The 11,750-nt window shown below is 72.5% G+C and carries 11 protein-coding genes; 4 read left to right on the forward strand and 7 right to left on the reverse strand.

All coding sequences use genetic code 11. The features are described from left to right. Positions 1 to 24: 24 nt before the first annotated feature. From O7595_RS23200 to O7595_RS23210, 3 genes are all read left to right on the forward strand, one after another. The gene (locus O7595_RS23200; protein ID WP_269730545.1) at positions 25 to 1,044 is read left to right on the forward strand and encodes an NADP-dependent oxidoreductase; all 1,020 of its coding nucleotides are present in this window, start codon (positions 25 to 27) and stop codon (positions 1,042 to 1,044) included. A gap of 64 nt (positions 1,045 to 1,108) precedes the next feature. Continuing rightward, the gene (locus O7595_RS23205) at positions 1,109 to 1,531 is read left to right on the forward strand and encodes an organic hydroperoxide resistance protein (protein WP_269730546.1); all 423 of its coding nucleotides are present in this window, start codon (positions 1,109 to 1,111) and stop codon (positions 1,529 to 1,531) included. Between the two features lie 285 nt (positions 1,532 to 1,816). Then, the gene (locus O7595_RS23210; RefSeq protein WP_269730547.1) at positions 1,817 to 2,710 is read left to right on the forward strand and encodes an EI24 domain-containing protein; all 894 of its coding nucleotides are present in this window, start codon (positions 1,817 to 1,819) and stop codon (positions 2,708 to 2,710) included. A gap of 122 nt (positions 2,711 to 2,832) precedes the next feature. Here the strand turns inward: O7595_RS23210 and O7595_RS23215 are convergent, their stop codons facing one another. Both O7595_RS23215 and O7595_RS23220 read right to left on the reverse strand, forming a co-directional pair. After that, the gene (locus O7595_RS23215; RefSeq protein ID WP_269732597.1) at positions 2,833 to 4,062 is read right to left on the reverse strand and encodes a pyroglutamyl peptidase; all 1,230 of its coding nucleotides are present in this window, start codon (positions 4,060 to 4,062) and stop codon (positions 2,833 to 2,835) included. A 405-nt stretch (positions 4,063 to 4,467) separates the two neighbouring features. Beyond that, positions 4,468 to 5,391: an SGNH/GDSL hydrolase family protein gene (locus O7595_RS23220; RefSeq protein ID WP_269730548.1), complete on the reverse strand. Its 924-nt coding sequence runs from the start codon at positions 5,389 to 5,391 to the stop codon at positions 4,468 to 4,470. A gap of 254 nt (positions 5,392 to 5,645) precedes the next feature. Here O7595_RS23220 and O7595_RS23225 point away from each other — a divergent pair, with 254 nt between their 5' ends. Beyond that, positions 5,646 to 6,140, forward strand: coding sequence for a DUF3145 domain-containing protein (locus O7595_RS23225; RefSeq protein WP_269730549.1), 495 nt, complete (start codon positions 5,646 to 5,648; stop codon positions 6,138 to 6,140). A gap of 560 nt (positions 6,141 to 6,700) precedes the next feature. Here the strand turns inward: O7595_RS23225 and fabF are convergent. The 5 genes from fabF to O7595_RS23250 all read right to left on the reverse strand — a co-directional run bounded on the left by fabF (position 6,701) and on the right by O7595_RS23250 (position 11,615). Continuing rightward, entirely contained in the window at positions 6,701 to 7,963 is a 1,263-nt protein-coding gene (gene fabF / locus O7595_RS23230; protein WP_269730550.1) for a beta-ketoacyl-ACP synthase II, read from the reverse strand. A gap of 79 nt (positions 7,964 to 8,042) precedes the next feature. Further along, positions 8,043 to 8,291: an acyl carrier protein gene (locus O7595_RS23235; protein WP_017945077.1), complete on the reverse strand. Its 249-nt coding sequence runs from the start codon at positions 8,289 to 8,291 to the stop codon at positions 8,043 to 8,045. A gap of 80 nt (positions 8,292 to 8,371) precedes the next feature. After that, on the reverse strand, positions 8,372 to 9,373 hold the full coding sequence (locus O7595_RS23240) for a ketoacyl-ACP synthase III (protein WP_269730551.1): 1,002 nt from the start codon (positions 9,371 to 9,373) through the stop codon (positions 8,372 to 8,374). Between the two features lie 17 nt (positions 9,374 to 9,390). Next, positions 9,391 to 10,329, reverse strand: coding sequence for an ACP S-malonyltransferase (locus tag O7595_RS23245; RefSeq protein WP_269730552.1), 939 nt, complete (start codon positions 10,327 to 10,329; stop codon positions 9,391 to 9,393). Positions 10,330 to 10,418: 89 nt separating this feature from the next. Continuing rightward, positions 10,419 to 11,615, reverse strand: a complete 1,197-nt coding sequence (locus O7595_RS23250; protein WP_269730553.1) for a PucR family transcriptional regulator — start codon at positions 11,613 to 11,615, stop codon at positions 10,419 to 10,421. Between the last annotated feature and the right edge of the window lie 135 nt (positions 11,616 to 11,750).

Consider the following 11,750-nt stretch of genomic DNA (forward strand, 5'->3'; position numbering starts at 1 on the left):
AAGCATTTCTAGGAGGCCCGCACCATGCCCGCACTTCCCGCGACCAGCCGCGAATGGCACCTCGTTTCCCGCCCCCACGGCTGGCCCGAGCCGGGGGACGTCGCCCTGCGCGAGGCCCCGGTGAGCGAACCGGGCGAGGGGCGCATCCTCGTCCGCAACCTGCACTTCTCCGTCGACCCGTACATGCGCGGCCGCATGAACGACGTGAAGTCGTACGTACCGCCGTTCCAGCTCGACCAGCCCATGGAGGGCGGCGCGGTCGGCGAGGTCGTCGCCTCGAACGCGGAGGGCTTCGCGGTCGGCGACCACGTCCTGCACGGCCTGGGCTGGCGCGAGTACGCGGACGTGGAGGCCCGGCACGCGGTCAAGGTCGACGCCTCCGTCGCCCCGCTCTCGGCCTACCTCGGCGTGCTCGGCATGCCGGGCCTCACCGCCTACGCCGGCCTGTTCGAGGTCGCGTCGTTCAAGGAGGGCGACGCGGTCTTCGTCTCCGGCGCCGCCGGTGCGGTCGGCAGCCAGGTCGGCCAGATGGCGAAGCTGAAGGGCGCCTCGCGCGTCATCGGCTCGGCCGGCTCCGACGAGAAGGTCAAGCTCCTCGTCGAGGAGTACGGCTTCGACGCCGCCTTCAACTACAAGAAGGGCCCCGTCGCCGAGCAGCTGAAGAACGCCGCTCCCGACGGCATCGACGTCTACTTCGACAACGTCGGCGGGGAGCACCTCGAGGCCGCTATCTCCTCGCTCAACGTCCACGGCCGCGCCACCATCTGCGGAATGATCGCCCAGTACAACGCGACCGAGCCCACCCCCGGCCCGCGCAACCTCGCCCTGGTCATCGGCAAGCGCCTGCGGCTGCAGGGAATGCTCGTCAACGACCACCGCGCGCTCCAGGGCCAGTTCGTCCAGGAGGTCGGCGGCTGGCTGGCCTCGGGCGCGCTGAAGTACGACGAGACGGTCGTCGAGGGCATCGAGAACGGCTTCGACGCGTTCCTCGGCCTGCTGCGCGGCCAGAACACCGGCAAGATGATCGTCTCGCTGACCCGCTAGGCTCGGCACAGCCGTCGCGGTCGTGGGCGCGAGCCGCGGCGAACGACAGAAGGAACCCAGACCCATGTCGATCCAGCAGTCCGACGTCCTGTACACCGCCGTCGCCACGGCGGAGAACGGCCGTGACGGCCGTGTCGCCACCGACGACGGCAAGCTCGACGTCGTCGTCAACCCGCCCAAGGAAATGGGCGGTTCCGGCGCCGGCACGAACCCGGAGCAGCTCTTCGCCGCCGGCTACAGCGCCTGCTTCCAGGGCGCGCTCGGCGTCGTCGCCCGCCAGGAGAACGCCGACATCTCCGGCTCGACGGTCACCGCCGAGGTCGGTATCGGCAAGAACGACGAGGGCTTCGGCATCATCGTGAGGATCTCCGCGGTCATCCCGAACGTCGACGCCGCCACCGCCCGTGAGCTGGTCGAGAAGGCCCACCAGGTGTGCCCGTACTCCAAGGCCACCCGGGGCAACATCACGGTCGGGCTCGCGGTCTGACCCACCCGCGCCGGGTCCGCCCGGCGCGCGCGGTCGACGCACGGGACGAGGCCGCACCCCGAGGGGTGCGGCCTCGTCCCGTCACCGGCCCGCGCCGCCGGTCACCGGCCCGCGCCGCCGGTCACCGGCCCGCGCCGCCGGTCACCGGCCCGCGCCGCCGGACACCGGCCCGGGCCCGCGTCACGGGTGGGCGCGGTCGCCGTCGATCCGCCCCGTCCACAGCCTCCCGGCCTTCGTCCACAGGCCCATGACCGGGAGTTCCGCACCACGTATAAGGTGTGGCGCATGCGTGATCTGGGTGCGGGCTTCGGCTACTTGGTGAAGGGGCAGGGGTGGGTCGGCCGCCACGGCCGGTGGTTCGGCATCGGGCTGCTGCCCGGGCTGATCACCCTCGTGCTGTACGCCGGAGCCCTCGTCGGGCTCGCCTACGGCGCCGACGACCTCGTGAGCTGGGCCACCCCGTTCGCGGCGGACTGGTCGTCGCCGTGGCAGGGGCTGTTCCGCGGCTTCCTCACGGCCCTGCTGTGGGTCTTCGGTCTCTTCCTCGCCGTGATCACGTTCACCGCCGTGACGCTGCTGGTGGGCCAGCCGTTCTACGAGTCGCTCTCCGAGGCCGTCGACCGCGCCGAGGGCGGTGAGGTCCCGCGGTCCGGGCTGCCGCTCTGGCGCGAGTTGTGGATCTCCGCGCGGGACAGCCTGCGGATCGTGATCCGTGTCGCCCTCTACGGCGTGCTGCTCTTCGCGCTCGGCTTCGTCCCCGTCGTCGGCCAGACCGTCGTCCCCGTGCTCGGCTTCTGCGTCACCGGCTTCTTCCTCGCCGAGGAGCTCACCGCCGTGGCCCTGCAGCGGCGACGCGTCGAGCTCAAGGAGCGTCTCGCGCTGCTGCGCGGCCGGCGCTTGCTCACCCTCGGGTTCGGCGTTCCGCTGGCGCTGGCCTTCCTCGTCCCGTTCGTCGCGGTGCTGCTGATGCCGGGCGCGGTCGCGGGCGCCACCCTGCTGGTGCGCGAGCTGACGGAGGACGGGGAAGAGGAGGAGCCCGAGCCCCGGGCGCCGGGCCAGCACCCGTACGCGGCCCCGGACCCCCACGCGCACCCCGGGACCGGGCAGGACCCGTACCCGAGCCGCCACGTCCCGCCCACCGCCCCGTACGGCACCGGCAAGGACGAGGCCCGCTCCTAGCCGGCCGCCGGCCGGCACGCGGACTCCGAGCGCGCTCCGGACGCGTCTCGCACCGAGGGTGCCGCGCCCTCGGGTCCGCGCCGGACGTGCCGGAGCTCAGGGCGAATCATCTCCGGTGCGGCTCAGCGCCGCGCCGCCGCCACCGCCACGATGGCCCGGACCTGGTCGATGATGTCCAGCCGGTTCCGTACGAACCCGGGGTCGGTCACCGCGCCCGTCGCCGGGTCCGTGTTGCCGGCCCCGAACTCGAGCACCGGAGTGTGCACATGACCGCCGGGCAGTGTGTCGTGCAGGCCGAGACGGTCGCGCAGCAGCGTGGCCCGGTAGGCGATCTCGTTGGACAGGTAGTTCCCGCCGCCTCCCGCGCGGGCCGTGGAACCGGGGGTGGGGCCTTCGGGGCGGACCACCGGACCGGTGCCTCCCGCGGGTATCTCGGTGACGGACGTGTTGTCGTACACCGGGAAGCGGCCGGTCTCCGCGGCGACGACGGCCGCGTACGGCAGGGTCGTCGAGGTCCACTGCGGCTGTGCGCCGGACCCGGGCACCGGCACGGTCCCGGTGCGCGAGACGTTCTCGTTGTCCGGGAAACCGCCGCGCCAGGCACCGTTGGTCCGCTCGATGTCGAAACGCCCGGCCCGCCCCTGGCTCACGGTCGCGAACAGATCCGCCTCGGGCAGCCGGTGGCGCAGGGTCCGCTCGACGGTGCCGGCCGCGAAGTCCGTCCAGCGCACCGGGAAGACCGCGGTCTCCACCCGGGCCAGACCGCCGTCGGCGGTACGCAGCCAGGTGCCGTCGAGGGCGAGCGCCGCCGCCCCGCTCGGGTTGCTGATCCTGATGTCGCGGTCCAGCGTGAACGGGTCGAAGCCGGTGAGCACGATGCGTTTGAAGCCCTTGCCGCCGAGGGCTTTCCCCGCTCCCGGGAAGTCCATGGTGTCCTGGCCCCGGGAGGTCCGTTCCAGCCGGCCGAGCAGCCGGTCGCGCGCCTCGGCGGACAGGGCGAAGTCCGGCTCCCAGAGGCGTAGTTCACGGATCATGCCGAGCCGGGCCCAGTACAGCGGACGGTCGTCGTCGCGGCTGAGGTCCCCGCCCGCGGGGCCCCTGCCCCGCGCCCGGTCGACGGCCCGCCGCCACAGTGCCGACCCCTGGCGGTCGACGGCCCGGCGGGCCTCGGCGTACGAGTCCGCCGCCCGCAACGCCCCGGCGAACCCGCCCGCCACGGAGTCGAATCCGCTGCGCCGCAGGATCTCCTGCGGCGCGGCCCGGTCCAGCCGCTGCTCCTCCACGGTCGCCGCGGCCGGCGCCCCCGCCCGCGCCACCGGTCCGTCCGCGCTCGCCGGCGCCGTACCGGCCATCGTGCCCACCACCGCCGTCACGACCAGCAACCCGAGTGTCCGCCGCACGCCGCATCCCTCCGCCGAAACCGTCCTGCCCGAAGTCATCAGTATGGAAAAGGAGTTGGGGGCGTGACCAGAGGGGAAGCCGGTGCTGTCCGGCAGGGGCGGCGGCCCGGTCGGAGCGGAACGCGCACGGCGCATCCCCAACGCGACACACATCACGTGGGTCCCGATCGGTTCGGCGCGCCTGCACGACTCATGACGGAGAATCAGCATCCTGGAGACTCGTCCCCGGTTCCCACGCGGTCCGGTGCACCCGCCGGCCGAAGGGGCGCACCGCGATCCGTGACCATCCGGGCCCCGATCACCCCGGGGCGGTCCCTGACAGCCGCCCCGGGGCCGCCGCGGCGCGGGCGCGCGTGATCAGTTCGACTCGGCCGGGGGCCGCGGCGCGGTGATGTTCCGGTAGGCGATCTCCGCCAGCCGGCTCTGGCCGTTCCGGCTCGGGTGGAACCAGTCCCAGGGGCTCAACTGCTCGCCGGTGAACCGGTAGTCGAAGACGGCGTCGCCGTCGTACCGGCAGCGCGGATCCTTCGCGCACACGTCCCGCAGCGCCCGGTTGTAGGCGACGACGCGCTCGTGCACGAGGTCCCGGCGCTCCTGGGCGGCCCGGCCCAGGTCGTCCGCGTCCCCGAGCATCGAGGCGCAGATGCCCAGTTTCCAGATCTGCTTGCCGAGCGGGTTGCCGCGCCCGGTCGACCACAGCCGCTTCAGGTCCGGCACGCTCGACACGTACACGTGCGCCTTGGGCGCGCTGCGCCGCAGCGAGCGCAGCGCGGCCCTGAACGACTCGGTGAACTCCCCGACCGGCGTCATCTGCGCCGGTGTGTCACGGCACGCGTCGTTGGCTCCCACCATCACCGTCACCAACTCCGGCCTGCGGACGGCCGCCTCCGTCATCTGCGCGGGCAGATCGGCCATCCGCGCCCCGGACCGCGCGTGGTTCCAGGCCCGCCGCTTCACGGCCGTCGTTCCCAGCAGCCGCTGCGCGAGGCTGCGCACGGTGGTGTCGGTGCCGGTCGCCCAGGACGCCTCGGGACAGTCGGCGAACAGCGAGCAGGCGTCGAAGCCGCGGGTGATGGAGTCGCCGACCGCGGCCAGCGAGCCGGGGGCGCGGTCCCAGACGCGTGTCGGGGAGGGCTTCGGGCGCTTCACCGGCTCGCGCTGCGTTCCGGGGGGCGCGTCACATCCGACCGGCCCGGCCGTGATCACCACGGTCGCCGCGACGGCACAGGCCAGGGCGGTACGCCACCGACGCGGCCGCCGGCTGCGCCGGATTTCACACATCTGCCCTCCCCCGAGGCGTCCTGGCGGGTGAATGCTTGGTGCGTACGGGGCCCGGGAGGGGTGGTACGACACACCTGGGCCCCCGTCGCACGGTAGCTTTGCCCACGTCGAACCAGAGGCACTTGGCTCGCCGGCTCCAGTAAATTACATCACGTCATATGCTGCCCGATTTCCGGTGTTTGCGGGGATTCGCACTTGATGTTGTTTACTGAGGCCGCTGGGAAGGTGATCCTCGTCCCACACTGGAGGTCCCGGTGACGACACGCGGCGTTCTCTATGTTCACTCCGCGCCACGCGCCCTGTGCCCGCACGTCGAATGGGCGGTCGCGGGCGTGCTCGGCGTACGGGTCCAGCTCGACTGGATCCGCCAGCCCGCGTCCCCCGGCACCTGGAGAGCCGAGTTCTCCTGGCAGGGCGAGAGCGGCACGGCTTCCAAGCTGGCGTCCGCGCTGCGCGGCTGGCAACTGCTCCGCTTCGAGGTGACCTCGGAGCCCAGCGCCACCGCGGAGGGCGAGCGCTACAGCGCCACTCCCGACCTCGGCATCTTCCACGCCGTCACCGGCATCCACGGCGACATCCTCATCCCCGAGGACCGCCTCCGGGCGGCCCTCGCGCGCTCCGCCCAGGGCGAGACGGAGCTCGAGGCGGAGATCTCCAAGCTGCTCGGCAAGCCCTGGGACGACGAGCTCGAGCCGTTCCGGTACGCGGGTGAGGGCGCCCCGGTCCGCTGGCTCCACCAGGTGGTCTGACCCCCGTCCGCCCGTCCGACCCGTCGCCACCGGCCGGTCCGACCACCGAATCCGTCCGGGCGGCCGACGCGCCGCCCGGTTCCGCGTCTCCGCCCACGCGCGTCGCCGCGCGGCTGCCGCGCTTCGGCTCCGCGTTCCGCCGGCGCGCCGCCCCTCGCCTGCCGGCATCCCACCGGCTGCCGCCCTCCATCGGCCGTCGCCCTCTCCGCGAGCCGACGCCGACTCCGCGGCGCTCTCTCCCGAACCGTGCGCCCGTCCGGACACGCCCGCACCCCGGCGTCGTGGAGGGGCGGGTACCGGACCGACGGGCGCGGCCGACGGCCCGGCCCTCCCGGTCCCGTGCCGGACCGGCTGACTGCCGAACCAGCCGGCCGCCGAGCCGCCGTGGCCGTCGGGGTCACCGAGCCGCTGAACCATCCGACCTCGGGCCGCCAAGCGGCCGAACCGGCCGGCCGCCGGTGCCGCCCGGCCGCCGGTGAACCGTCCCACACCACGAGCGGACCCCGCCTCCCACGATGGGAGGCGGGGCCCGGTGCTCGTCGTCGTGCGACGGACGTGCGTCAGACGGTGCGGAAGGCCAGCACCACGTTGTGGCCGCCGAAGCCGAACGAGTTGTTGACCGCGGCGATCGTGCCCTCGGGCAGCGCACGCGGCTCACCGCGGACGACGTCCGCCTCGATCTCGTCGTCCATGTCGTCGACGTTCACGGTCGGCGGGGCCTGCCGGTGGTGCAGTGCCAGAACCGTCGCGACGGTCTCGATACCGCCGGCGCCACCCAGCAGATGACCCGTCATCGACTTCGTCGCCGAGATCGCGACATGGTCGAGGTCGTCGCCCAGCACCTTGCGCAGCGCCTTGATCTCGGCGATGTCGCCCTGGGGCGTGGAGGTCGCATGGGCGTTGAGGTGGACCACCTCGGACGGCTTCAGGCCCGTGTTGTCCAGCAGGTTCTGCACCGCGGCGGCGACACCGCGGCCGGTCGGCTCGGGCTGCGCGATGTGGTGGCTGTCCGCGGACAGGCCCTGGCCCAGGGCCTCGCAGTAGACGCGTGCGCCGCGCGCGGCCGCGTGCTCCGCGGACTCCAGGACGACGACACCCGCGCCCTCGCCCAGCACGAAGCCGTCACGGGCCTTGTCGTACGGCCGCGAGGCCCGCTCGGGCTCGTCGTTGTTCTTGGACATCGCCATCATGTTGGCGAACGCGGCGATCGGCAGCGGGTGGATCGCGGCCTCGGTGCCGCCCGCGACCACGACGTCGGCGCGGCCGTTGCGGATCATCTCGATGGCGTAGCCGATCGCCTCGGCGCCCGACGCACAGGCGGAGACGGGGGTGTGCACGCCGGCCTGGGCGTTCACCTCCAGACCGACATTGGCGGAGGGGCCGTTGGGCATCAGCATCGGCACGGTGTGCGGGGAGACCCGGCGTACGCCCTTCTCCTTCAGCACGTCGTACTGGTCGAGCAGGGTGGTGACGCCGCCGATGCCGGAGGCGATGACCGCGCCGAGGCGGTCGGGGAGGATGTTCTCGTCCTCGCCGGCCGGGGCGGTGAAGCCCGCGTCGGCCCACGCCTCACGGGCGGCGATCAGCGCGAACTGGGCCGAGCGGTCCAGTTTGCGTGCCTGCGGCCGGGGCAGGACGTCGCCCGGGTCGACCGCCGCCGGGGCGGCGATGCGGACGGGCAGCTCCTCGAAGCGCTCGCCTTCGAGGGGCTTGACGCCGGAACGTCCCGCGATCAGACCTTCCCAGGTCGATGCGGAGTCGCCACCCAGCGGTGTGGTTGCGCCGATACCGGTGACGACCACGGTGCGATTGGTCGAGCTCACAGGAATTCTTTCTCCACGGTCTATGAGGGTTCGTGAATCAGCGGCGCCACCGCTGGGTGGCGTACCTGATCGGCCTGGATCAGGCCTGGTGCTTCAGGATGTACTCGGCTGCGTCGCCGACGGTCTTGAGGTTCTTGACGTCCTCGTCCGGGATCTTGACGTCGAAGCGCTCCTCGGCGGCGACGACGACCTCGACCATGGACAGCGAGTCGACGTCCAGGTCGTCGGTGAAGGACTTGTCCAGCTGGACGTCCTCCGCCGGGATACCGGCGATCTCGTTGACGATCTCGGCGAGACCTTCGACGATCTCTTCCTGAGTGGCGGCCATGTGGCGCTCCTTCGGTGTGTAGCTGAGGGTTGAACTGGCTTGCCCGGAGGACCGGAGATCCGGAAGATCCGGATGCTTGCCTAGGGGAGGGTAACGACCGTCGCGGCGTAGACGAGACCCGCCCCGAAGCCGATGACGAGCGCGGTGTCGCCGCTCTTCGCCTGCCCGGTCGCCAGAAGCCGCTCCATCGCGAGCGGAATCGAGGCGGCCGAGGTGTTGCCGGTGGTCTCCACGTCCCGGGCGACCGTGACGTGCTCCGGCAGTTTCAGAGTCTTCACCATCGAGTCGATGATCCGCATGTTCGCCTGGTGCGGGATGAAGACGTCGAGTTCGTCCGCGGTGATCCCGGCCGCGTCCAGCGCCTGCTGCGCGACCTTCGCCATCTCGAACACGGCCCAGCGGAACACCGCCTGGCCCTCCTGTGTGATGGCGGGGAACCGCTCGACCACGCCGTCGCGGTAGTCCGTCCACGGCACGGTCTGCTTGATGGTCTCCGACTTGTCGCCCTCGGAACCCCACACGGTGGGGCCGATCCGGGGCTCCTTCGCGGGACCGACGACGACGGCGCCCGCACCGTCACCGAAGAGGAACGCCGTGGCGCGGTCCTCCAGGTCGGTCAGGTCGCTGAGCCGCTCGACGCCGATGACCAGCACGTACTCCGCGGAACCCTCGACGACCATGCCCTTGGCGAGGGTCAGGCCGTAGCCGAAGCCCGCGCAGCCCGCGGAGATGTCGAACGCTGCGGGCCTGACCGCGCCGATCCTGTCCGCGATCTCGGTGGCGACGGCCGGGGTCTGCTTGAAGTGCGACACGGTCGAGACGATCACGCCGCCGATCTGCTCCGGGGCGAGCCCGGCGTCGGCGATGGCCTTGCCGGCCGCCTCGACCGACATCGCCGTCACGGTCTCCTCGTCGTTCGCCCAGTGACGGGTGGAGATGCCCGAGCGGGAGCGGATCCACTCGTCGGAGGAGTCGATCGTCTCGAGGATCACCTCGTTGGGCACCACCCGGGTCGGGCGGTAGCCGCCGACACCCATGATGCGTGCGTACGGGGCGCCCTTGCTGGGCTTGATCTTCGACATGCTGTCTCGGCTCCTTGTCAGGCGCCCGCCGCGTCCGCGGCGGGTGAACCGGTCTCGGCGAGCAGCGTGCGGGCCGCGTCGAGGTCGTCGGGGGTCTTCAGCGCGAGCGTCGTGACGCCCGGCAGAGCGCGCTTGGCGAGACCGGTGAGGGTACCGCCCGGGCACACCTCGACGAGGGCGGTCACCCCGAGCTCCTTGAAGGTCTCCATGCACAGGTCCCAGCGGACCGGGTTGGCGACCTGGCCGACCAGCCGGGCCACGACCTCGTCGCCGTCGGCGACGGCGCGCCCGTCCTTGTTGGACACGTACGGCACCTTCGGGTCGGCCGGTGCGAGGGCCTTCGCGGCCTCCTCCAGCTTCGCGACCGCGGGGGCCATGTGGTGCGTGTGGAACGCCCCGGCGACCTTGAGCGCGACGACCTTCCTGACACCCTCGGGCTTGTCCGCCTCCAGCGCGGCGAGCTGCTCCTTGGTGCCCGCGGCGACGATCTGCCCGGCGCCGTTGACGTTCGCGGCGGTCAGCCCCAGCTTCTCCAGGTGCGCGACGCTCACCTCGGGGTCGCCCCCGAGCAGGGCCGACATCCCCGTCTCCGTGACGGCGGCGGCCTCGGCCATCGCCAGGCCGCGGGTCCGTACGAGGCGGAGCGCGGCGGTGTCGTCGAGGACGCCCGCGAAGACGGCGGCCGTGATCTCGCCGACGCTGTGACCTGCGACGGCGCCCGGCGCGACCTCTCCGAGCGCGGAGGCCGACAGCAGACCGGACGCGACGAGCAGCGGCTGGGCCACGGCCGTGTCGCGGATCTCGTCCGCGTCGGCCTTCGTGCCGTAGTGGGCGAGATCGAGCCCGATGGCGTCGGACCAGGCCGCGATGCGGTCGGAGGCGCCGGGGAGTTCGAGCCAGGGAGTCAGGAAGCCGGGCGTCTGAGCGCCTTGGCCGGGAGCGACGAGTACGAGCACCCTCACACTCTCTCTTGTGGATGGTCCCGGCCGCCCGTGGGGACAGGGACCAAGAACCGTCAGGGGAATTGTTGGTGTCCGACAAAATCCTAGAGTTGCTGATCTCCGTCTACCAGACGCCCGAGGATGAGCGCGATCCGCAGAGTGAACGCGGAGCGGACATCGGAGGGTGACCATCCGGTGACGTCAGTCACACGTCGGAGCCGGTAGCGGACGGTGTTGGGGTGCACGAACAGCATCCGCGCCGCGCCCTCCAGACTGCTCGCCTGCTCCAGATACACACTCAGGGTCTCGAGGAGGGCCGAGCCCGCCTCCTCGAGCGGTCTGTAGATCTCCTCCACCAGTTGTTCTCGCGCGGACGGATCACCCGCGATCGCGCGCTCCGGAAGGAGATCATCCGCCAGTACGGGGCGCGGCGCGTCCTGCCACGCGGAACACGCCTTCAGTCCGGCCGCCGCGGCCTGCGCCGATCTCGTCGCCGCCAGCAGATCGGGGACGACGGGGCCGGCGACCACCGGACCGGCCGCGTACGGGCCGATCAGCGCCTTCGCGACGTGCAGCGGGTTGTCGCTGCCACCCGCGATCACGACCAGCCGGTCCCCGAGCACCCCGGTCAGCACCTGGAGCTTGGCGTGCCGGGCGGCGCGCCGGATCGCCTCCACCGTCAACTCGCTGTCCCCGTCGGGCGCGGTGCCGAGCACGACGCACACATGCTCCGGGGCGTTCCAGCCGAGCGCCGCGGCGCGGCTGACGGCACCCTCGTCCGCCTCGCCCGACAGCACGGCGTTCACCACCAGCGACTCCAGCCGGGCGTCCCAGGCGCCGCGGGCCTCGGCGGCCTGCGCGTACACCTGGGCGGTCGCGAAGGCGATCTCCCGCGCGTAGACCAGCAGCGCCTCGCGCAGCACGGACTCGTCGCCCGGGGCGGCGACCTCCTCGATCGCGGACTCCATCACCTCGATGGTCGTCCGCACCATCTCCACGGTCTGGCGCAGCGTGATCGCACGGGTCAGTTCGCGCGGTGCCGTGCCGAAGACGTCCGTCGAGATCGCCTGCGGGGTCTCGGGGTGCCGGAACCACTCGGTGAACGCGGCGATACCGGCCTGGGCGACCAGGCCGATCCACGACCGGTTCTCCGGGGGCATCGCCCGGTACCACGGCAGCGTCTCGTCCATGCGGGCGATCGCGTTCGCCGCGAGGCGCCCGGACGACTGCTCCAGGCGCTTCAGGGTCGCGGAGTGCGGATGGGCGGCGTTCGGGGGCGGAGCCGGTTCGGGATGGGGCACGGGGACAAGAGTGCCTTATCCGGACGCCACCGCGGAGACGCGGGGTCCGGCACGGGGCCCGGTACCCCACAGGGCGGTCCGCGGGTGCCCGGTCGGTGGGGCGGGCGGAACCGGGCACGGGTGCCGGGGACCGCC

It is taken from the genome of Streptomyces sp. WMMC940, assembly GCF_027460265.1.
In the GTDB taxonomy this organism is placed as follows: domain Bacteria; phylum Actinomycetota; class Actinomycetes; order Streptomycetales; family Streptomycetaceae; genus Streptomyces.